Below are 20,501 nucleotides of genomic sequence, written 5' to 3' on the forward strand. Positions count from 1 at the left end.
ATCACTCCGGGGCACCGTAGCCGCCGCCGCCGGGCGTTTCCATCAGCACCTCGTCCTCCGGCCGCATGGCCATCTTCCGCGCCTCGTTCACCGGCGCGCCGTTGACCAGGAAGCGGCCCGGGGCGCCGGGGGCGCCGCCCTCCAGCCCCTCCGGGCCGAGATCGGTGCGGCTGGCCACCACGTTCAGCAGCCAGGTGTCCCGCGTGCGCATGCGGTAGCCGATCACCTGGCCGTCGCCGCCGCGCTGCCGCCCCGCGCCGCCCGATCCGCGGCGCAGTTCCTTCCGCGTGAACTCGATGGGCATGGCGGCTTCCAGCACCTCCACCGGCACGGCGGCGACGCCGGTGGGGTAGCAGGTGGCCGACAGGCCCGGCTTCCCGCGCCGCGCGCCGGTGCCGCCGGAGTAGTTGAACATCGACGAGGTGAAGGGCCGCCCCGCCTCGTCCCGCCCCTGGATCTGGATGGTCCAGACCGCGCCCGATCCCTCCGCCAGGACGCGGTCAGGCATCACCTGGTGCAGCGCCTTCAGCACGGGGAAGGGGACGTACATCCCCACCACATGCCGCGCATTGACCGGCGCGGGATAGCGGCAGTTCACGATGCTGCCCTCCGGCGCCACCACCTTCACCGGGGCGAGGCTGCCGGAGTTGTTCGGCAGGTCCGGGTCGAGGCATGCGCGCACCGCGAAATTGGCATAGGCGGCGGTGTAGTTCAGCACGACATTGATGCCGATCGGCGCCTCGGGCGAGGAACCGGCGAAGTCGATCACCATCCCGCCGGCCGCGGCATCCACCGTGACCGCGGCTTTCAGCGTGATGCGCGTGCCGCCCGGCACGTCGAACACGCTCTCGCCGTGGAAGGTGCCGGGCGTCAGGCGGCGGATGCTCTCCCGCGTCGCCTGTTCGGAGCGGTGGAGGATGGCCCCGGCCAGCGCCTCGATGTCGTCGAGGCCATGGCGGTCGCAGAGTGCGTTCAGCCGTTCCGCCCCGACGCGCCCGGCCGCCACCTGGGCGGCGAGGTCGCCCGAGACGTGTTCGGGCGTGCGGACGTTGCGGCGGATGATCTCGTGCAGGAGCCGGTTCGGCTCGCCCCGCTCGTAGAGCTTGGCGAGCGGGATCCAGAGCCCCTCCTCGTGCACGTCGCGCGCCCCGGCGCCGACGCCGTAGCCGCCGATATCGGTGTGGTGGATGGTGCTGCCGAAGAAGCCGATGCACCGGCCGGCGCGGAAGACCGGCGTCATCACCGTGATGTCGAAGAAGTGCCCGGCGGAGAGCCACGGGTCGTTGGTGACCAGCACGTCGCCGGGCGAAAGCCCGTCGGGCGGGAAGGCCTCCACGAAATGCCGGCCGGCGGCGCCGAGGCTGTTGATGTGCCCCGGCGTGCCGGTGACCGCCTGCGCCACCATGCGCCCGCGCCGGTCGAACAGCGCGGTGGCCAGGTCCCCGGCCTCGCGCACGATGGGGCTGAAGGCGATGCGCTGCAGCGCATGCGCCTGCTCCGTCACCGTCGCGATCAGGTTCGACCACTGGATCTCGAGAGCGATGCCGTCGAGGTTGCTCATGCGTCGCGCTCCGCGATCACGGCGCCGGTGGGGTGGACCGTCGCGGTCCAGCCGCGGAGGATGACGAGGGTGGTCTCCCGCTCCTCCACGATGGCGGGACCGGCAATGGACTGGCCGACCGCGAGCGCCGCGCGGTCATGGACGGGAAGCGCCGGCGCCGCCGGCTCCAGCGCCACGCGGCGATGCGCGCGCGGGGCGGCCGGGGTGCCGCCGGGCACCGGGCCGGGGGAGGGGGCGGGCAGCGGCCCACGCGCCGCGAGGCGCCAGGTCACGACCTCCACCTCCACCTCCGGCAGGCGGATGCCATAGAGCGCCTCGTAGGCGGCCTCGAACCCGGCGCGCAGCGCCGCGGCGTCGCCGGCCTCCAGCACCGCCAGCGGCAGGTCCGCCGTCACCTCGTTCTGCTGGCCGCGATAGCGGCAATCGACCGCCAGCGTCAGCGTCTCGGCGCCCGGCGGGACGCCGGCCTCGGCCAGCGCGGCGCGGCCTTCCGCCGCCATGCCGCCGACCAGCGCGCGCGCATCCGCCCAGTCCAGCGCGGAAAGCGCCGAGAGGGCGGAGCGGACGAGGTCGAGCCGCACGGGGGAGACGAGCGTGCCGAAGGCGGACAGCACGCTCGCCATCGGCGGGAAGATCACCTGCGGGCATTCCAGCAGTTCCGCGACGCGGCAGGCATGCACGGGCCCCGCGCCGCCGAAGGCCAGCATCGGCAGGCCGCGCCAGTCGAGCCCGCGATCCGTGGCATGGGCGCGGGCGGCGCCGGCCATCTGTTCGCACACCACCTCGAACACGCCGCGCGCGGCGCCCGCGGCATCGGTGCCGAGCCGGGCGCCGAGCGCCCCGAGCGCGGCTTCCGCCGCCGCGCGGTCCAGCCGCATGTCGCCGCCGAGGAAGCGGTCCGCGTCCAGCAGGCCGAGCACGACATCCGCATCCGTCACGGTCGGCTGCGTGCCGCCGCGGCCGTAGCAGACCGGCCCGGGTTCGGACCCCGCGCTGCGCGGGCCGACCTTCAGCAGGCCGAGGTTGTCGACCCGCGCGATGGACCCGCCGCCCGCGCCGATCTCGATCATGTCGACGGCGGGGATGGTGATGGGGAAGCCGCTGCCGGGCTTGAAGCGGTAGCGGCGGTCCACCTCGAACTCGCCGGCCACCAGCGGCCTGCCGCCCTCGATCAGGCAGGCCTTGGCGGTGGTGCCGCCCATGTCGAAGGACAGCAGGCGGTCATGGCCCAGCAGCTCGGCGAAATGCGTCGCGGCCAGCGCGCCGGCGGCGGGGCCGCTTTCGATCATGCGGACGGGGAAGGCGCCGGCGACCTGCGTGCCGACCACGCCGCCGTTGGACAGCATGATCAGGGGCCGGTTCGGGAAGCCGCGCCGGCCCAGCTCCGCCGCCATCGCGGCCAGGTAGGGCGCGACGATGGGCTGGGTGTAGGCGTTCATCACGGTGGTGGAGGCCCTCGGGTATTCGCGGATCTGCGGCGACACCTCGGAGGAGAGCGTGACGTGCAGGCCCGGCGCCGCGGCCAGGATGGCGTCGCGCGCGGCGCGTTCGTTGGCGCCGTTGCGGTAGGCGTTCAGCAGGCAGATCCCCACCGCCCGCACGCCCGCCGCCCGCATGGCGCGTGCGACGGAGGCGGCCTCGGCGGGGTCCACCGGGGTCTTCACGCGGCCGTCGGCCAGCACGCGTTCGCCGAGCGTGAAGACAAGCGCATCCGGCACCAGGGGATCGGGGAATTCGATCTGCGGGTCGAACATGTCGTAGCGGTGCTCGTTGCGGATGAGCAGCACGTCGCGGAAGCCGTGGGTGGCGAGCAGCGCGGTGGGCGGGCCGCGGCGTTCGATGACGGCGTTGGTCACCAGCGTGGTCGCGTGGACCGTCACCTCGTCCACCGCCGCGGGGCCGATGCCGGCGCGGCCGAGCGCCAGGTCGACCGCGCGGAAGAAGCCCGCCAGCAGGTCGGCATGGGTGGTCAGCGTCTTGTCGGTGACGGCGCGGCCGTCACGGTGGCGCAGCACGACGTCGGTGAAGGTGCCGCCGATATCGACCGCGAGCGAGAAGCCGGCGCCGGCCTGGGCGGCGTGTCGTGTCAGCACCTGGGGAGCGGTGTCGGGCACGGCGTCTCCTTCCTGTCGTCCGGCGCGCGACAGCCGTATCGCAATGCAGGACGTTGTCCTTCTTTGTGTGAAGGATGCGCGCCGGCAAGGCCCGGCGTCAAGCCGAACCCGCAGGCCTGTCCTGCCGCGCAGCATGGCCGGCTCTGCCCAAAGATTTCGCGACTGCATGCTTTCGCGGCGACGGCCAGTTGGTCTATGCCGGTGACGGCGGGACGGAGCGTGGCACAGGCCTTGCTGCATCGTGGCGGCCGGGCCGGCGCCCGCCGTGGCGCGCCCAACGACCTGCAACGGAGGGATCGGGACCATGCGGACGCGTTATCGGATCGAGCGGAGGGCCCTTCTGACGGGCGGTGCCGCCTTCGCCCTGGCGGCCGTTCCCGGCGCGCGCGTGCCCCTCGCGCAGGGGCTCGACCGCGTGTCCTTCCAGACCAACTGGCGCGCACAGGCCGAGCATGGCGGCTACTACCAGGCGGTGGCGAACGGCATCTACCGCCGCCACGGTATCGAATGCGACCTGCGGATGGGCGGGCCGCAGATGAACTTCGCGCAGCTCCTGCTCGCCGGGCGGGTGGACATGATCATGTCCAACAGCTTCCAGGCGCTGAACTACGTTCGCGAAGGGCTGCCCGCCATCTGCATCGGCTCCATCATGCAGAAGGACCCGCAGATCCTGATGACGCATGAGGGCAACGGCATCAATTCGTGGGAGGACATGCGCGGCAAGCCGATCCTGGTCGGTGCGCAGGGGCGCACATCCTTCTGGCCGTTCCTGCGCCGCCGCTTCGGCTTCACGGACGAGCAGGTGCGGCCCTACACCTTCAACGTCGGCCCCTTCCTGGCGGACCGCAACGCGATCCAGCAGGGCTTCCTGTCGTCCGAGCCCTATGCGGCGCGGCAGGCGGGCGCCAATCCGCGCGTCTTCCTCATCGCCGATGCGGGCTACGGCAACTACCAGACCACCATCGACGTCACGACCCGCACGCTGACCGAGCGGCGCGACGTGATCCAGCGCTTCGTCAACGCGACGATGGAAGGCTGGACGCAGTACATGCGCGGCGAGAACGTGGAGGCCGCGAACGCGCTCATCAAGCGCGACAACCCCGAGATGGACGACGCCAAGATCGCCTATGCCGTGCGGGTGATGAACGAGAACGGCATCGTCATGTCGGGCGACGCCGAACGCCTCGGCATCGGCGCGATGACGCATGAGCGCTGGCAGGCCTTCTACGAATCGATGCGCGATGTCGGGCTCTATCCGGCGAACATGGATTTCCGCCGCGCCTACACGCTCGACCTCGTGAACAAGCGCGTCGGCCTTGCCTGACCTGGGGATCCCGGCAGGCGCCGCCGTCGTCACGCTCGAAGGCGTCAGCAAGCGCTACGCCAACGGGACGCTGGCGGTGCAGGGTGTGGACATGGCGATCGGGCAGGGGGACTTCGTCTCCCTGCTCGGCCCCTCGGGCTGCGGCAAGTCGACCGTGCTGCGCATGGTCGCCGGGCTGATCGAGCCGACGACGGGGCGCATCGGCATGGCCGGCGCCGCCGGCGGCCGCATGGCCGATGCGGCGCACCGCCCGGGCGGCGATGTGGGATTCGTCTTCCAGGAACCGACGCTGATGCCCTGGGCGACGTCGCTGAAGAACGTCATGCTGCCGCTGCGCCTGTCCGGCATGAACCGGGGCGAGGCGGAAGGCCGGGCGGCCGCGGCGCTCGCCTCCGTCGGCCTCGCGGGGTTCGAGCGCGCCTATCCGCGCGCGTTGTCGGGCGGGATGAAGATGCGCGTCTCCATCGCCCGCGCGCTGGTGACGCGGCCGCGCCTGCTGCTGATGGACGAGCCCTTCGCGGCCCTGGACGAGATCACCCGCCACCGGCTGAACAACGACCTGCTGACGCTGTGGCAGGCCGAACGCTTCACCGCCGTCTTCGTCACCCATTCGGTGTTCGAGAGCGTCTACCTCTCGCGCCGCATCGTCGTCATGGCCGCGCGCCCGGGGCGCATCGTGGAGGACCTGACCGTGGACGCCCCCTATCCGCGCGGCGAGGAGTTCCGCACCTCCGCCGACTACGCCTCGCATTGCCGCCACATCTCGGCCGCGCTGCACCGGGCGATGGGCGAATGAGCGTCTCGCTCTCGGCCAACGAGGCCGCGACCGCGCCGACCGAGGCGCGGGAGAGGACGGTGCTCGGCCTCACGCCCGAGGGGTGGGCGCGCATCCTCGCGCCGCTGGCCATCGGGCTCGTCGCGCTCGGCGCCTGGGAATGGGCGGTGCGGGCGAACGGCATCCCGAACTACATCCTGCCCGGCCCGGTCGAGATCTTCCGCACGCTGCTGCGCGACTGGGCCAGCCTGTCCGTCTCGCTCTGGACCACGCTGCAGATCACCTTCGCGGCGCTGTTCGTCGCCGCCGTGCTCGGCCTCGCCCTCGCGGTGCTGTTCGCGCAGTCCCGCGTGATCGAATTGTCGCTGTTCCCCTATGCGGTGATCCTGCAGGTCACGCCCATCGTCGCCATCGCGCCGCTCATCATCATCTGGGTGGACGACATCCGCTGGGCGCTGCTGATCTGCGCCTGGATCGTCGCCTTCTTCCCCATCCTGTCGAACACCACGCTCGGCCTCAACAGCACCGACCACAACCTGGGCGACCTGTTCCGGCTGTATCGCGCCAGCCGTTGGCAGGTGCTGCGGCGGCTGCGGCTGCCCACCGCCATGCCCTATTTCCTGGCGGGGCTGCGCATCTCGGGCGGGCTCGCGCTCATCGGGGCGATCGTGGCGGAGTTCGTCGCCGGCACCGGCGGCGCGGCCTCCGGCCTCGCCTACCGCATCCTGGAAGCCGGGTTCCAGTTGCAGATCCCGCGCATGTTCGCCGCCCTCGTGCTCATCTCCCTGACCGGCATCGCGATCTTCCTGGTGCTGTCGCTGGTGTCCCATCTCTGCCTGCGCCACTGGCACGAAAGCGCGATGAAGGAGCGTCGATGAGGGATGCGCTGAAGGCGGCCGGCGCCCGCTTCTGGCTGCGGGACGCCCGCAGCCCCGCGGTCCTGGTCGAAGGGCTGGACGCGGTGGCGGACCAGGACGGCCTGGTGCGGCTCGACCTCCGGATCGAGGACGGGCGGGTCGCGGCCGTCGCGCCCGCGGGCAGCGCGCCGGACGGCGTGGACCTGCGCGGCGGCCAGGTCTGGCCCGCCCCATTCGACGCGCACACCCATCTGGACAAGGGCCATATCTGGCCGCGCACCCGCAACCCGGATGGCAGCTTCGGCGGTGCGCTGGGTGCCGTGATGGCCGACCGCTCCGCCGCCTGGTCGGAACACGACGTGGAGGCGCGGGCCGATTTCGCGATCCGCTGCGCCCACGCCCATGGCACCGTCGCGATCCGCACGCATATCGACACCTACTTGCCGATGGCCCGCGGCAGCTGGCGCACGCTGGTGCGGCTGCGGGACCGCTGGGCCGGCCGGGTCGACCTGCAGATGGCCTCGATCTGCCCGCTGGACCGCTTCGCGGGGCCGGACGGCGCGGCGATCGCCGACTTGGTGGCGGAATCGGGCGGCGTGCTCGGCATGGTCACGCGCCATTCGGGAGAGCTGCACGAGGACCTGCCCGCCGGCTTCCAGGAGGAGCTGGACCTGTTCTTCGCCCTTGCCGAGGAACGCGGGCTCGACATCGACCTGCATGTCGACGAAAGCGGGGAGAGCGGGGCGCGGGCGCTGCGGGAGATCGCACTGACCGCGCTGCGCCGCGGCTTCCGTGGCCGCATCCAGTGCGGCCATTGCTGTTCGCTGTCCATCCAGCCCGAGGATTTCGCGCGGGAGACCATCGCCCGCGTGGCGGAAGCCGGGATCTCCATCGTCGTGCTGCCGATGTGCAACATGTACCTCCAGGACCGCGTCCCCGGCCGGACGCCACGCTGGCGCGGGGTGACGCTGGTGCATGAGCTCCGCGCGGCCGGCGTGCGCGTCTCGGTCGCTTCCGACAACACGCGCGATCCCTTCTACGCCTATGGCGACCTCGACATGGTTGAGGTGTTCCGGGAGGCGACGCGCATCCTCCACCTCGACCACCCCTTCGGCGACTGGCCGCGCGCCTTCTCGGCCGCGCCGGCCGAGGCGATGGGGCTGGCCGGGCGCGGCATCATCCGCGCCGGCGCGGAGGCCGACCTCGTCCTGTTCGGCGCGCGCTTCATGACGGAACTGCTCAGCCGCCCGCAGTCGGACCGCGTGGTGCTGCGCGCCGGCCGCGTGCTGGACGCGACGGCGCCGCATTGGCGGGAACTGGACGCGGTGGTGGGCGTGAGGGGCTAGGTCACCAGCGGGCCAGCTGCGCGCGCACCCGCGCGACGAAGGCCTCGCATTCGGGTCGCGTGCGCTGGTCCATGCGCGTCAGCGTCAGCCAGTCCACCCGGCAGTCGCGGGCGCAGAGCCGGCGGATGCCGCGCCCGATCAGCTTGCGGTCGATCCGGCCGATGTACCACAGCAGCCAGGTCGGGGAGCCGTAGGTGGTGACCACGCCGATCCGCCGGATGTTGGTCAGCAGCGGCTCGATCGCGCCCTCGCCCAGGCGGAAGGCGACGCCCGGTGCCCAGACCCGGTCGAACCAGCCCTTCAGCATCGCCGGCATCCCGTACCACCAGGTCGGGTGGACCAGCAGCAGCGCATCCGCCCGGCGCAGCGCCTCGACATGGTCCTCGATGCCGGCGAGGTTGCCGGGCACGTCGTGGTAGGCGCCGCGTTCCTCCGCGGTGAGGGCGGGGCGGAACCCCTCGGCATAGAGGTCGCGCAACTCCACGCTGTGGCCCGCGCCTTCCAGCGCCGTCTTCGCGGCATCACGCAGCGCGGCGGACAGGCTGTCCTCCCGCGGGTGGCAGTAGATCATCAGCACATGCATGGCGCCTGCGTAGCAACGCGCGCAGCATGGGCGCAACGCCCGAAGGAGAATCCGGCATGACCGTCGCCGCCATGCCCGCCCGCGCCGCCGCCGCACCACGGGGCGCCGCCTGATGCGCGTGCTCTACCTCTACGCCCATCCGCTGGCCGGAAGCCTCCACTTCGCGATCCGCGAGGCGGCGCGGGAGGGCCTGGCCGAGGCCGGCCACGAGGTGGACCTCTGCGACCTCTACGCCGAGGGGTTCGACCCGGTGCTGAGCGCGGAGGAACGCCGCGGCTACCACGCCATTCCCGCCAACCGCGCCCCGGTGGAAGGCTATGTCCGCCGCGTGGAGCGGGCGGAGGCGCTGGTGCTGTCCTTCCCGACCTGGAGCTTCGGCCTGCCCGCCATCCTCAAGGGTTTCTTCGACCGCGTCTTCCTGCCCGGCGTGTCCTTCACGCTGGTCGATGGCGTGGCGCGGCCGAACCTGACGCATATCCGCAAGATCGCCGGCATCAGCACCTATGGCCGGCCGCGCTGGAACGCGCTCTGGGTCGCCGATCCGCCGCGCATGGCGGTCACGCGCTACCTGCGCGCGCTGACCGGATGGCGGGCGCAGGTGGAGTACCACGCGCTCTACGACGTGAACCGGCTGACGGAACGCCGCGCGGCCGGTTTCCTGGCCCGCGTGCGGCGCGGCATGGCGCGGTTCTGACGCCGGGCTTGCGTCCCCGCGCGGGGTGCCCGATGAAGCCGGCAACGACCGCAACCGGGAGGAACCGCATGATCGCCCGCCGTCACCTGATGGCCGCCGCCGGCCTGCTCGCCGCGCCGGGCCTGGCCCGCGCCCAGGCCGCCTGGCCGTCGCGGCCCGTGCGCATCATCGTCCCCTTCGGGCTCGGCGGGTCGGCGGATGTCGCGGCGCGCTTCCTGGCGGAGCCGCTGTCGCAGGCCCTCGGCCAGCCCTTCGTGGTGGAGAACCGGCCCGGCGCGGGCGCGGTGATCGGGACGGACGCGGTGGCGAAGTCCCCGCCCGACGGCCACACGCTGCTGCTGATGTCGAACACCCACACGGCGAACGAGACGCTGATCCCGAACCGCCCGTACCAGCTTCTGCGCGACCTGGCGCCCGTGGGCGCGATCAACGTCGCGCATCACGTCCTGGCGGTCCATCCCTCGGTGCCCGCGCAGAACCTGGCGGAGCTGATCGCGCTGCTCCGCGCCAATCCCGGCCGCTACGACTATGCCAGCTCCGGCCCTGGCACGCCCTATCACGTGGCGGGAGAGGTGTTCCTGGCGATGGCGGGCGCGACCGCGCAGCACGTCCCCTTCCGCGGCTCCAACGAGGCGCGGACGGCGCTGATCGCGGGGCAGGTGCCCATCATGTTCGACGCCATCCCGACGATGCGCGAACAGGTGGCCGGCGGGCGCGTGCGCGCCATCGCCACCACCGGGCCGCAGCGCAGCCCGCTGATGCCCGAGGTCCCGGCAGTGGCCGAGGCGCTGCCGGGCTACGAGGCCTCGATCTGGCTCGGCCTGATGGCGCCCGCCGGCACGCCGCGCCCGGTGCTGGAGAGGCTGAACGCCGAACTCGGCCGCATCCTCGCGCTCGATGCCACGAAGCAGGCGCAGGAACGCGCCGGCGCGCAGCCCATGCCGATGTCGATCGAGGCGTTCGACGCCTTCCTCCGCCAGGATGTCGCGCGCCAGGCGGAGTGGATCCGCATGGCGCGCATGACCCCTTCCTGACCCCGGCGTCGCCTCATCCCACCAGCGCGTCAGGCGGTACGGTGATGCGGATGGCGATGGTGGCGGCGGCCGAGATGTCGGCCGCCGTCTGCCCGTTCGACGCGGCGTAGGAGAACAGGTCCGTCACATCCGCCCCCGGGCCGAGCGCCCGCGTGTCCGCATCCGACAGCGCAAGGACGTAGCGCCAGTCGCCGTCGGCATCGACGAACAGCGTGCCGTAGGTGCCGGCCACCGCGGCTTCCTGCGTCCCCGAATCGAAGGGCACCAGCACCGGCGCGGCATTGCCCGCCGCCAGGCGCAGCACCCGCAGGGCCGCCGCGCCCGCATCCACGTCGCCGATGTTGTCCGCCAGCGTGCCCGTGACCTGCCGCGGCGGCGCGAGGTCCGCCGGCAGGTCCGGCAGCACCAGCAACGCCGCCTCGGCCGTCGCCGTCGGGCGGTCGTTGGAGCCGCGGATCAGCACGGTCAGCGTCGCCGTCGCGCGGTCGTCCGCATCCGGCCCGTTGGCGACCACATAGGTGAAGACGTCCTGCACCGCCGCGCGGTCCGCCAGCGCCTGGGTCGCCGCGCGGGCGTTGTCGAGCTCGTAGCGATACGCGCCCTCGGCGCCGATCGACAGCGTGCCGTAGGTGCCCTCGATCGCCGCGCGCCCGTCGGGGCCGAAGACGAGCGGCGCGGAAGCGCCGCGCGCGCCGCCCGCCACCACCCGCAGCAGCGCGGCCTCGCCCGCATCCGCATCGGCGATCGCCGCGCCGAAGCGCAGGTCGCCCACCAGGTCCGGCGTGTGCTCGACGAAGAACCCCTCCTCCTCGATCCGGATCAAGGGGTTGAGGGTCAGGTCCTCGGCCGTCGGGCGGTCGTTCTCCCCGGTGATGGTGACCACCACCTCCTGCGTCGCCGTGAAGCTGCCGCCGGGCGGCACGAGGCCGCCGCGCAGTTCCGCGGCGCCGTCGTTGAAGGACAGCCAGCCCGCTGCCAGCCCGCCCCCCGCCAGCGCCAGCAGCGCGCCGTCGGACTGCGCCCCGCCCTGCAGCAGGTTCAGCGGCCGCGCCGCGCCGCGCGCGATCCCGTCGGCGCCGAATTCCTGGACGAAGAGGTCGAGGCCGAGCGTCCCGTTCTCCGCCGTCCAGCCGAGGAAGAAGCCGCCATCCGCCGCGCGCGCCAGCCGCGGCTCCAGCTGCGCGACATCGCCCGCGCCCTCGGCGTGCAGCGGCGCGCCCACCGGTCGGCCCGCGGCGTCGAAGACCTGGCCGTCGATGCGCTGCGCCTCCGCGTCCCACCAGGCCAGCGCGAAGCCGCCGCCCGAAAGCGACAGCAGCCGGATCTCGGCCGGGTCGCCGCCGGTCGCCGGCAATTCGTAGCTGCCGCGGGCGGAGCCGTCGGCGGCGAAGCTGCGGACGGCAAGCGGCGCCTGCGGGTCGGCGGTGCGCCAGGCCAGCGCGAAGCCGCCGCCCGAGAGGGCGGCGAGGCCCAGCGCGGTGGCCGGTGCGGCGGAGAAGCCGTCCGCGCCGTCGACATTCGCCGCCAGCACCGGCCCGTCGGGCAGGCCATCGGCGCCGAAGCGGCGGTGCAGCACGCTGATGAAGCCGCTGTCGGCCTCGGTCCAGATCCAGGCCTGGACGAAGCCGCCGCCCGCCAGCGCCGCCGTGCCGCGCGCCTCGATGGAAGGCAGCAGCGCCTCGGTCCCCGGCGGGTCGAGGGGCGTCAGGCGCAGCTCGCCGCCGAGCGGGGAGAGGCCCGTTCCCCCCACGGCGAGCAGCCGCCCGGCCATGAAGGTGCCGAGCCCGTCCGGCCGCGGCTCCTCCCCCTGCCAGGTCACCAGCAGCTGCCCGCCGCCGAGCTGCGTGATGCCCGGCGCTTCCTGCTGCCCGGCGACGAGGGCGTTCACCCGCACCTCACCGCCGATCCGCTCGCCCGCCGCGCCGAAGGCCTGCACGGAGATGGCGAAGGACCCGCCGCCCGGCCCCGGCTCGTCCGCATCGCCGCGCCAGGCCACGGCGAAACCGCCGCCCGCAAGCGCCGTGACGGCGGGTTCCGCGGCGCCAAGGTCCGGCACCGCGGCGTTGACGCGGAACTCCGCGCCGAGCGGCCGGCCATCGGCGCCGAAGATGCGCGCCCAGACACCGCTGGCGAAGGCATCCGCCGCCACCGCCTGCCAGACGACGACATGGCCGCCCCCCGCCAGCGCGGCCATGGCATGGCCCGATGGCAGGCTGCCCGGCGTGCCGATCGGGAAGTCCGACCCCTCCGTCACCGCAAGGGTGAAGCGCCGCTCCACCGTATCGCCCTCGCCGAGCGCCTGGACCAGGTCGTCATCCACGTCGAAGCGCCAGGTGACCTGGCCGGCATTGACGATGTTGGCGCGCATCCCGCCGATGGCGGCGTCGCCGAAGGCCGGGTCGCTGGCGGTGGAGGCGCCGGGGATCACCACCACCTCGTGCTGCTGGCCGCGGTCGGGATCGGCGTAGCGGAAGCTGCCCTCGGCGCGGAGGTTGTTGTTGCCGTCCTCCCGCAGCGCGCCGGTCACCTGTCCGCCGGGCAGGATCGTCACCGGCTCATTCACGTCGCGCACGGCGATGCGCAGAGGCTGGGTCGCCACCATGCCGTTGGACAGCGTGGCGGTCAGCACGAGGTCGATCACCGGCGCCGCCTCGGCATCCAGCGCGACGCCGGGGCGAAGCCGCAGCGCAACGCCCGCGCCCTCCACCACCACCTCGAAGCGGGGATCGGAACTGGTGAAGTTGGCCAGCCGGTGGTCTGCGATGGTGGCGATGCGCGCGCCCGCGGCGTTCTCCGCCACCTCCGCCGCCTGCCGCGCGAAGGCCAGCGCCTCCATGTTCAGCAGCGTGTCCGTCCCGTCCGCGCCGCCATCGCGGTGCGTCACGCCGACCGAGACGGTGCCGAGGCGCAGCGTGTAGTCGCGGAAGATGCCGGAGAAGGCGGCGGTGTCGAATCCCGCGCCGCCATCCAGCCGGTCGTCGCCGCCGCCGCCTTCCAGCCGGTTCGCCCCGGCGTCGCCGAAGATGGTGTCCTGCGCCCCGCCGCCGGTCGCGTTCTCGATGGAGACGAGGTTGTCCTCCGGCCCCATGGCGCGCGGCGCGCCGGTGGCGGTGTCGCGGTCGCTGCGGACGCGCTGGCTGGCGAGGTTGATGAGGAAGCGCGCGACCTCCCCGCGGTAGGAGACGGTGTCGATCCCCGCCCCGCCATCGACCACATCCGCGCCGAAGCCGCCGAGCAGCAGGTCGTCGCCGGCCTCGCCGCGCAGGATGTCGCCGTCGGCACCGCCGAGGATCGTGTCCGCGCCGTCGCCGCCGAGCGCGACGTCCCGCCCGCTGCCGCCGAGCAGCAGGTCGTCGCCGCCCGCGCCGGTCAGCCGGTCGTCGCCCTTGCCGCCGTCCAGCACATCGGTCGCGGCGCCGCCGCGCAGGATGTCCGCCCCGTCACCGCCGCGCTGGCGGGCGCCGGCGACGGCGGGCGCGACGAAGGCCGCGAGGTCCGGGCGCTGGCCGGCGAGGTCCAGCGCCTCGATCCCGCGCAGCGTGTCCTCGCCATCGGGCGAGCCCGCGCGCATGTCGCGCACCACCCAGCCGCCGGACCCGTCGGTGGTGATGGAATAGCGCCCGAGCGGGCCGGAGAAGCCCGCCAGGTCCAGGCCGTCGCCGCCCTCCAGCAGGTCGTCGCCGGCGCCGCCGCGCAGCGTGTCGGCGCCGAGCGCGGCGCCCAGCGTGTCCGCCCCGCCGCCGCCATCCAGGCTGTCGGCGCCGATCGTGCCGGCCAGCAGCTCCGCCGCCGCGCCGCCGCCCAGGACGACGGCAGGGGCGCGGGTGTCGAGGATCTGGCCGCGGATGTCGCCATCCGCGCCGGGCTGCTGCCAGGCCACGATGGCGCGCCCCGCCGACATCCCCGCCACCACGGCACCCTGCTGCGCCGCGCCCGGATCGCCCACTGCGAAGGCGCCGGCCAGCGGCGAGGGCAGGGGGCCTTCGGGCAGCGGCGCCGCATCCGGGCCGAAGCCCAACGCGAAGACCTGCCCGCCTGCGGTGCTCCACACCGCCATCCCGCCGCCGGGAATCGCGCTGGCCTGCACCGGGCCGACGAGGTCAGCGGGCAGGCGGGCTAGCATCTCATCCGCCTCCCGCGTCCAACTGCCGCCCGCCCAGGCGGTGGCGACCAGCAGGGGCGCGCCGGTGCCGGCCTCCTCCACCACCCGCAGCAGCGCGAAGCCGCCGCCTTCCAGCGCCACCGCGCGGGCCGCCTGGCCCGGCGGCACGCTGCCGAGCGCGCCAAGGTCGATGCCCGCGACGGGCAGGCCGTCCGCGCCCAGCAGCCGCGCCTGCACCGTGCCGTCCGGCGCGATCCAGGTCAGCACCGCCTGCCCGCCGGCCAGCCGCGCCAAGTGCGGGTCCCGGCCCGGCCCGAAGGAGGCCGGCGCATCGCCGCCCGCGCCGGGCACGCCATCCAGCCCCGCGCCGAGCGGGCCGGCGGCGAAGCGTTGGAGCAGGATGCTGCTTTCGACGCCGCCGCCTGCCGCGACCTCCTCCGCCCAGGCGACCGCGAACCCGTCGCCTCCCGGCCCGTCCCAGCCGGCGATGCTGGCCTGGTGCTGGCGCAGCGCGCCGGGGCCGGGCGCGGCGACCGCGAATTCCCCCCCGAGCGGCCCGCCCGGGCCCGCCAGCCTGCCGCGCAGCAGCGAGGCGCCACCCACCTGCTCCTCCCACACCGCGGCGATGCCGCCATCCCAGCTGCCGAGGACCGGGCCGGCGACGACGGCGCCGGCAGCGTCGTCCAGCAGCATCCGCCCCTGCGGCCCCCCGAGTGGGTCGAGATACTGCAGCACCACCCTCTGGATCGGGCCGTTGAGCCATGCGACCGCAGCGCCGCCATCCGGCGTTCCCACGGCGGCGGGAGAGGATTGCACGCCATCGCTGCCGGGAAGTCCGGCAGGGCGGTTGATGCCGAGGCCGCCAATGGAGCCGATGGTGGTCGCCCAGGGAAGAGCCATTGTGGATGTTCCGTGTTGCTTTGCACGGAACATGGCGGGATGCCGTTCCACCGGCGCATCACTGCTTCGCGGTAATGGATCGCTTCAAGACTTATTGAGAAGCGGAACAATCCCGGGTTGATGCGAGGCCGGGACGAAGGCGGGTGGCTAGTCCGGCCCTGCCTGCTGCGGGCGTGCCCGCAGCTCGACCCGGCGCCCGTCGCGTTCCAGCTCCACCCGTGCCGACTCGATCCGCGTCACGCGCCAGCCCTCGACCTCCATCCCCTCGGCCACGCGCTGCACGCGCCCATCCACGAGCCGCAGCAGCGCCAGCGGCCCGGATGGCCCGATGACGATGCCTGCGGCCGCGCCCGGCGGGGGCGGTTCGAAGGCCGGCACCGACACCTCGACGGGGGCGGGCGGGCGCCGCGAGGGGTCGAAAGGGGGCCGCGCGAGCTGTTCGGGCCAGGGGCCGGGCAGCGCGCCAGGCAGCGCCGGCACGAAGGCGGTGGGCTGGGCGGGCGCGACGGGCACCGGCGCCGGCGGCAGCCCGCCACCCGCCCGGCCGAGCGCGAGATGGCCGAGCGCGGCGGCAAGCGCGGCGGTGGCGAGCAACCCCCTCATCGCCCGCCGCCGCGCAGCGCGCGCAGCACCAGCTGCACCTCCAGCGGCCGCGCCGTGCCGGGCGGCACCGGGCCACCCGCGACGCCCGCGGTCAGAGACGTCACCTGCGCGAAGCCCCAGCCACCGCCCTCGATCTCGGCAAGCAGCGCGGTGAGGCCGGGCGGCGGCAGGCGGAACTGGGCACGCAGAGCAACCGTCGCGGCATCCTCCTCGGCCAGCGTCTCCAGGCTGCGGACCGTCGCGCCGTGGCGCGTCGCGGCCTCTCGCAGCCGCCGCTGCAGCGCCGCACCCGCCAGGGCGTGGCCGGATTCGCCGCCTGGCCCCACGGCGCGGGCGAGCGCGGCCGACAGCGCCGCGCGTTCGGCCGCCAGAGCCGGGGCACGCGCGGCGATGGCGGCGGCGCGTTCCTCCAGCGCCGCGGCCGCGGCGATCCGCGCCTCCGCATCCTGCCGCGCGGCGAGAAGCGGCGCCGCGGCCAGCCAGGCCGCGAGCGGAAGCGGCAGCAGCAGGCCGACCGCAAGCGCCCGACGCGCGGCCGGCGACAGGGCGGCGAGCGGGCCGGGGACGGGCGGGGTCACCGGGACACCGTGCGCAGCGGCGCGGGCTCCGCGCGGTCGGGCAGGACAACGCGCAGCGACAGCTGGACGCGGTCCGCGGCTTCCCCGCCGCGGGTCACCGGCGCGGCGAAGCGCACCTCCCGGAACAGGGGCGAGGCGCCGAGCTGCGCGACCAGCGCATCGGGCGCCGCCGCATGGCCGGTCAGCACCAGCGCCTCGCCCGACAGGCGCAGCTCGGTCAGCCAGGCGCCGTCGGGCAGGCGCCGCGCCGCCTCCTCCAGCACCGCGACGGCGGGCGGCCGCGCGCGCAGCCCGGCGGCGGCGGCAAGGCGGGCGCGCAGCTCCGCCACCTCCGCCTCCAGCGCCTGCGCCCGGGTCGCGGCGGCGCGGGCTTCCGCCGCCCGCGCCTCAAGCCCACGCGCCAGCGCGTCCCGCGCCTGGTGATCCGCGACGAGGAGATGCAGCGCGAGCGCGGCGGAGACGCCCGCCAGCGCCCCCGTCGCGACGCCCTGCCAGGACCGCCGCGGCGGCGACAGCGGGTCGAGCGCGATGGCAGGCCAGGCGCCGGGCGCGGGCATCGCCGCCAGCGCGGCCGTGACCCCGGCCTCCCGCAGCCGCGCCGCGAGCGGGGCGACCAGGTGGCGCGGCAGCACCGCGACCTCCACCTCGATGCGGCCGAGCTCGGGCAGGGGGCGCAGCACCCGCGCGGTCCACAGGATTTCCTCGGCCGACAGCGGCAGCTGCGCCTCCAGCTCGAAGGCCAGCACGGCGTCGAGCCGCGCGGCCGCAGCTTCCGGCAGGCGCAGCGCCCGCCGCAGCACCCAGGCTTCCGGCACGACGAGGGCGAGCGGCGCACCCGCGGCGCGCAGGCGGCGGACGAGACGGCGCGGCAGGGCGCCCTCGGCCGGCAGCCGCGCCTCCTCCCGCCAGGCGCTGCCGCGCCGCCGGCGCAGCGCCGCGCCGCCGGCATCGACCGCAAGGGCGAGGCCTGGCGCACGGCGCAGCCAGGCCGGGCGCAGCGCCGCGATCTCCGCCCGCCACCAGCGCCACCAGGACGCGGCGGTCACGGCGGCACCGCATGGCGCGGCGCGACCACCAGCGGCGGCCAGTGCCGGGGATCGCCGGACGGGAAGGAAACGCCGAACTCGACGGCCAGCGGCAGGCCCGCCGCGTCGCGCCAGGCCGCGTGCCAGCCAAGGTCGTGGCCGCCGCGCGGATCGCCCGCGTAGCGCAGCGCGACCGCCGCCACCCCGTCCAGCAGCACCCGCCCGCGCGCGCCCTCGCCGGCGGCGGCGCCGTGCAGCGGGCGCCATGCCATCCGCAGCGACGAACCATCCTGCGCGAATTCCACCAGGGCGGGGCCGGCGACGCCGAAGCGCGGCGGAAGCTCCGCCACCAGGCGCAGCCGCGTTGGCTCGCCCTGGAAGGCGGGCACCGGCCGCGCGCCCTCGGCCGGCAGCATCACGGGCAGGGCGGAGGCCAGCCGCAGCCGCAGCACCTCCTGCACCGAGGAGACGGCGGCGGGGTCGGCCGCCACCGCCGCCCCCGCCCGCCCGGCCAGGCCGAGCGCCGAGAGCCCGATCCAGGCCAGCAGGCCCAGCAGCACGAGCCCGACCAGCGTTTCGACCAGCGACATGCCGCGCCCGGTCACGGCGGCGGCGCCGCGCGGCCAGGCCGCAGCGTGTCCAGCACCACGGGCCCGGCCAGCACCCGCACGGGATGCAGCAGCAGCCCCGGCGCGCCCGGCTCGCCTTCCCCCACCTCGACCCGCCAAGCGGTGCCGTCCGGCGCGCGTCCCTGCCAGCGCCCCGGCCGCGCGGCGCCGGGCGCCGCATGGAGGTCGAGCACGGATTGCGCCAGCGCCGCCGCGCCGATGCGCGACCGGCGGTCCGCGAAGGCGCGCAGGGCATCGCCCATTGGCGGCAGCGCGACGGCGATCGCGACGCCGAGCACCGCGAGCGCCGCGAGGCATTCCACCAGCGTGAAGCCGGGCGCGCGGCTAGCGGAGGATGCGGACATGGCCGGTCAACCAGTCGACCTCCGCCGCCGCGGCGGCCTGGCGCAGCGCGATGCGCACGCGCCCGCCATGCGACCCGCCTTCCGCGTCGAAGCGGATGGCGATGCGCCCGCCGGCATCGGCCGCATCGGCCGTCGCCTCCACCGCCAGCACCGCGCCGGGCGGGATGCGGCGCGGCGGGCGGGCCGAACCCTCCAGCCCGAAGGCGCCGGTCGCGGTGTCGAACAGCACACGCGCGGTGCGGCCGCTGCGGCGCGCCTCGCCGCGCGCCTCCCGCAGCGTCGCCGCCACCTCCTCCGCCGCGGCGCGCACCAGCCCGCCGGCCCCGGCATCGACGAGGCGGGGCAGGGCGGCGGCGGCCAGCCCCGCGACGGTCAGCACGGCCAGCGTCTCGACCAGGGTGAAGCCGGCGGCGCGCATCGCCTCACCACCCCGTCACGTCGCGGTCCTCGCCCGCCCCGCCCGGGCGGTCGTCGGCGCCGAGGCTGAACAGGTCGAAGGCGCCGTGCTCGCCGGGGATGCGGTAGCGCCAGGGGCGGCCCCAGGGGTCCTGCAACTGCTCCGCGCGGCGCAGATAGGGGCCGTTCCAGCGTTCCGCCCCCGCCGGCCGTGCCGCCAGCGCCGCCAGCCCCTCCTCCCGCGTCGGATAGCGCCCGACATCGAGGCGATAGAGATCGAGCGCGGTGGCGAGCCCCTGCACCTGCAGCTTCGCCGCATCGTGCTTCGCGCCGCCGAGGTAGCGCATCGCCTGCGGCGCGGCGATGGAGGCGATGAGGCCGAGGATCACCAGCACCACCAGCAGCTCCACCAGCGTGAAGCCCGGGCGGACCAGCCGCCGCCGTCGCGTCATGGCCCGGCCTCCCCGGCGGCGGCGTGGATCCGCCCCGCCCCGTCGATCCGCAGCACCCAGACGCGCCCCGGCGCCGCCCGCGCCCCGCCCGTCAGCGCCAGAGAGGGCAGGGACCCCGTTTCGAAGGCGGGCTCGGCGGCCAGCGCATCGGCCAGGCGTTCGCGCGTGAGGCCGCGGCCCGCGCGGCGCAGCGCCTCCACCAGCACCTCCCCCGACGCATGGCCGAGCCGCCCGGGCAGCCCCGCTGCGGCGCCGGGGCCGGCGCGGAAACGCGCCGCCGGCGCGCCGCCCCCCGCCATCACCGCCGGCGGGATGCCGATCGCGACCGTCACCGGCCGGCCGAGCGCGGCGGCGAGCACGGGGGCGGCGAGCGCCCCGGACGGCCCCGGCAGCAGCACCGGCAGGCCGGACAGGCGCAGCCGCGCCACCGCATCGGCATCGAGCCCCGCGGCGCCGTCCGGCAGCAGCACCGCGCTCGCGCCCGGCAGCGCGGCGGCGAGGCCCGCGGGCGCGACGATGCGGGGCTCTGCCTCGATGCTGCGCGCGGCGATGGCCTGCGCGGCCCCCTCCGCCCCCGCGCCCGGCGCCAGCAGCAGGATGCGCGCCGGATCGTGGCCGAGCCCGAGCAGCGCGAGCCCTTCCTGCACCGTCCCGGGCAGCAGCGCGAAGGCCATCGGCCCGGCCTCTGCCGAGGCGGCGCGGGTGGCGAGGAGCGGCGCGCGCGCCGTCCGCGCCGCGGCCTCCACCGCCCTGCCGCCGGCCTCGGCGGGCAGCGCCGAGACGATCGCGAAGACCGGGCGTGCGAGCAGCTCGGCCGCCGCGCGTGCCGCATCCCCGGGGCCGGCGGCGGTCGCGTGGTCCAGCAGGATGCGGCGGCGATGGACGCCTTCCGGCGCGGCGCCGGCGATGGCGGCGGCGAGGCTGGCGGCGAAGGCCTCCCCCCCGGCGCCGGGCGGCAGCACCAGGCCGATCCGCACCGTGTCGGCGCCGAGTCCGGCCGCCTGCGCGGCATCGAGCCCGCGGAGGAAGGCCAGCAGCGCCGCGCCGTCCTCGAGCGTCAGCGCATAGCGTGGCATCGCGGCGTCCAGAGCGCGGCCGCCGGCGGTGATGCCTTGCGTGACGGCGCGGATCACGCTCGATTCGTCATGCGCGGCGCGCCCGGGCGCCGGCCGGGCCAGCGCGGA

The 20,501-nt window shown here is 75.3% G+C and carries 18 protein-coding genes; 6 read left to right on the forward strand and 12 right to left on the reverse strand.

Features of this window, described 5'->3' with window-relative positions; all coding sequences use genetic code 11:
- Position 1 precedes the first annotated feature (1 nt).
- Together ACK8OX_RS20970 and ACK8OX_RS20975 are read right to left on the reverse strand one after the other, a co-directional pair.
- Entirely contained in the window at positions 2 to 1,561 is a 1,560-nt protein-coding gene (locus ACK8OX_RS20970; RefSeq protein WP_430666197.1) for a hydantoinase B/oxoprolinase family protein, read from the reverse strand.
- Complete coding sequence (locus tag ACK8OX_RS20975; protein WP_430666198.1) at positions 1,558 to 3,675, reverse strand: hydantoinase/oxoprolinase family protein; 2,118 nt, start codon at positions 3,673 to 3,675, stop codon at positions 1,558 to 1,560. The genes ACK8OX_RS20970 and ACK8OX_RS20975 overlap by 4 nt, the downstream gene beginning before the upstream one ends.
- Positions 3,676 to 3,979: 304 nt before the next feature.
- Between ACK8OX_RS20975 and ACK8OX_RS20980 the strand changes: the two genes are divergently transcribed.
- The 4 genes from ACK8OX_RS20980 to ACK8OX_RS20995 are packed head-to-tail and all read left to right on the forward strand — an operon-like array spanning position 3,980 to position 7,977.
- Positions 3,980 to 4,999, forward strand: a complete 1,020-nt coding sequence (locus ACK8OX_RS20980) for an ABC transporter substrate-binding protein (RefSeq protein WP_430666199.1) — start codon at positions 3,980 to 3,982, stop codon at positions 4,997 to 4,999.
- Positions 4,992 to 5,795 (forward strand): ABC transporter ATP-binding protein, encoded by an 804-nt coding sequence (locus ACK8OX_RS20985; protein ID WP_430666200.1) that lies wholly within the window; start codon positions 4,992 to 4,994, stop codon positions 5,793 to 5,795. Before ACK8OX_RS20980 ends, ACK8OX_RS20985 begins: the two co-directional genes overlap by 8 nt.
- Positions 5,792 to 6,652 (forward strand): ABC transporter permease, encoded by an 861-nt coding sequence (locus ACK8OX_RS20990; protein WP_430666201.1) that lies wholly within the window; start codon positions 5,792 to 5,794, stop codon positions 6,650 to 6,652. Before ACK8OX_RS20985 ends, ACK8OX_RS20990 begins: the two co-directional genes overlap by 4 nt.
- Entirely contained in the window at positions 6,649 to 7,977 is a 1,329-nt protein-coding gene (locus ACK8OX_RS20995) for a cytosine deaminase (RefSeq protein WP_430666202.1), read from the forward strand. The genes ACK8OX_RS20990 and ACK8OX_RS20995 overlap by 4 nt, the downstream gene beginning before the upstream one ends.
- Before the next feature lies 1 nt (position 7,978).
- Here the strand turns inward: ACK8OX_RS20995 and ACK8OX_RS21000 are convergent, their stop codons facing one another.
- A complete protein-coding gene (locus ACK8OX_RS21000) occupies positions 7,979 to 8,560 on the reverse strand; it encodes an NAD(P)H-dependent oxidoreductase (RefSeq protein WP_430666203.1) in 582 nt (193 codons plus the stop codon).
- A 112-nt stretch (positions 8,561 to 8,672) separates the two neighbouring features.
- Here ACK8OX_RS21000 and ACK8OX_RS21005 point away from each other — a divergent pair, with 112 nt between their 5' ends.
- Together ACK8OX_RS21005 and ACK8OX_RS21010 are read left to right on the forward strand one after the other, a co-directional pair.
- Entirely contained in the window at positions 8,673 to 9,254 is a 582-nt protein-coding gene (locus tag ACK8OX_RS21005) for an NAD(P)H-dependent oxidoreductase (protein WP_430666204.1), read from the forward strand.
- A gap of 68 nt (positions 9,255 to 9,322) precedes the next feature.
- Entirely contained in the window at positions 9,323 to 10,288 is a 966-nt protein-coding gene (locus tag ACK8OX_RS21010) for a tripartite tricarboxylate transporter substrate binding protein (protein WP_430666205.1), read from the forward strand.
- A 13-nt stretch (positions 10,289 to 10,301) separates the two neighbouring features.
- On the opposite strand, the gene ACK8OX_RS21015 is transcribed toward ACK8OX_RS21010, so the two are convergent.
- The 9 genes from ACK8OX_RS21015 to ACK8OX_RS21055 all read right to left on the reverse strand — a co-directional run.
- Entirely contained in the window at positions 10,302 to 15,290 is a 4,989-nt protein-coding gene (locus ACK8OX_RS21015; RefSeq protein WP_430666206.1) for a VCBS domain-containing protein, read from the reverse strand.
- Positions 15,291 to 15,437: 147 nt separating this feature from the next.
- On the reverse strand, positions 15,438 to 15,893 hold the full coding sequence (locus tag ACK8OX_RS21020; protein WP_430666207.1) for a hypothetical protein: 456 nt from the start codon (positions 15,891 to 15,893) through the stop codon (positions 15,438 to 15,440).
- Positions 15,890 to 16,471: a type II secretion system protein GspM gene (gene gspM / locus ACK8OX_RS21025; protein ID WP_430666208.1), complete on the reverse strand. Its 582-nt coding sequence runs from the start codon at positions 16,469 to 16,471 to the stop codon at positions 15,890 to 15,892. The genes ACK8OX_RS21020 and gspM overlap by 4 nt, the downstream gene beginning before the upstream one ends.
- A complete protein-coding gene (locus tag ACK8OX_RS21030) occupies positions 16,468 to 17,517 on the reverse strand; it encodes a PilN domain-containing protein (RefSeq protein ID WP_430666209.1) in 1,050 nt (349 codons plus the stop codon). The genes gspM and ACK8OX_RS21030 overlap by 4 nt, the downstream gene beginning before the upstream one ends.
- The gene (locus ACK8OX_RS21035) at positions 17,514 to 18,086 is read right to left on the reverse strand and encodes a hypothetical protein (protein ID WP_430666210.1); all 573 of its coding nucleotides are present in this window, start codon (positions 18,084 to 18,086) and stop codon (positions 17,514 to 17,516) included. The genes ACK8OX_RS21030 and ACK8OX_RS21035 overlap by 4 nt, the downstream gene beginning before the upstream one ends.
- Positions 18,087 to 18,097: 11 nt before the next feature.
- Positions 18,098 to 18,469, reverse strand: a complete 372-nt coding sequence (locus ACK8OX_RS21040; RefSeq protein WP_430666211.1) for a type II secretion system protein — start codon at positions 18,467 to 18,469, stop codon at positions 18,098 to 18,100.
- Complete coding sequence (locus tag ACK8OX_RS21045) at positions 18,450 to 18,887, reverse strand: pilus assembly FimT family protein (protein WP_430666213.1); 438 nt, start codon at positions 18,885 to 18,887, stop codon at positions 18,450 to 18,452. The genes ACK8OX_RS21040 and ACK8OX_RS21045 overlap by 20 nt, the downstream gene beginning before the upstream one ends.
- Positions 18,888 to 18,891: 4 nt before the next feature.
- Positions 18,892 to 19,317, reverse strand: a complete 426-nt coding sequence (gene gspG / locus ACK8OX_RS21050; protein ID WP_430666214.1) for a type II secretion system major pseudopilin GspG — start codon at positions 19,315 to 19,317, stop codon at positions 18,892 to 18,894.
- On the reverse strand, positions 19,314 to 20,501 hold a 1,188-nt coding region (locus ACK8OX_RS21055), incomplete at its 5' end, for a hypothetical protein (protein ID WP_430666215.1). The genes gspG and ACK8OX_RS21055, both read right to left, overlap by 4 nt.

This window comes from Falsiroseomonas sp. CW058, from assembly GCF_050563535.1.
GTDB lineage: Bacteria > Pseudomonadota > Alphaproteobacteria > Acetobacterales > Acetobacteraceae > Falsiroseomonas.

Bases quoted from the DNA above. Each gene is read 5' to 3' on its own strand.
- ACK8OX_RS21020 (WP_430666207.1), bottom strand. From the start codon at position 15,893: ATGAGGGGGTTGCTCGCCACCGCCGCGCTTGCCGCCGCGCTCGGCCAT.
- ACK8OX_RS21005 (WP_430666204.1), top strand. From the start codon at position 8,673: ATGCGCGTGCTCTACCTCTACGCCCATCCGCTGGCCGGAAGCCTCCAC.
- ACK8OX_RS21045 (WP_430666213.1), bottom strand. From the start codon at position 18,887: ATGCGCGCCGCCGGCTTCACCCTGGTCGAGACGCTGGCCGTGCTGACC.
- ACK8OX_RS21015 (WP_430666206.1), bottom strand. From the start codon at position 15,290: ATGGCTCTTCCCTGGGCGACCACCATCGGCTCCATTGGCGGCCTCGGC.
- ACK8OX_RS20980 (WP_430666199.1), top strand. From the start codon at position 3,980: ATGCGGACGCGTTATCGGATCGAGCGGAGGGCCCTTCTGACGGGCGGT.
- gspG (WP_430666214.1), bottom strand. From the start codon at position 19,317: ATGACGCGACGGCGGCGGCTGGTCCGCCCGGGCTTCACGCTGGTGGAG.
- ACK8OX_RS21035 (WP_430666210.1), bottom strand. From the start codon at position 18,086: ATGTCGCTGGTCGAAACGCTGGTCGGGCTCGTGCTGCTGGGCCTGCTG.
- ACK8OX_RS21010 (WP_430666205.1), top strand. From the start codon at position 9,323: ATGATCGCCCGCCGTCACCTGATGGCCGCCGCCGGCCTGCTCGCCGCG.
- ACK8OX_RS20990 (WP_430666201.1), top strand. From the start codon at position 5,792: ATGAGCGTCTCGCTCTCGGCCAACGAGGCCGCGACCGCGCCGACCGAG.
- ACK8OX_RS20995 (WP_430666202.1), top strand. From the start codon at position 6,649: ATGAGGGATGCGCTGAAGGCGGCCGGCGCCCGCTTCTGGCTGCGGGAC.
- ACK8OX_RS21000 (WP_430666203.1), bottom strand. From the start codon at position 8,560: ATGCATGTGCTGATGATCTACTGCCACCCGCGGGAGGACAGCCTGTCC.
- ACK8OX_RS21040 (WP_430666211.1), bottom strand. From the start codon at position 18,469: ATGTCCGCATCCTCCGCTAGCCGCGCGCCCGGCTTCACGCTGGTGGAA.
- ACK8OX_RS20970 (WP_430666197.1), bottom strand. From the start codon at position 1,561: ATGAGCAACCTCGACGGCATCGCTCTCGAGATCCAGTGGTCGAACCTG.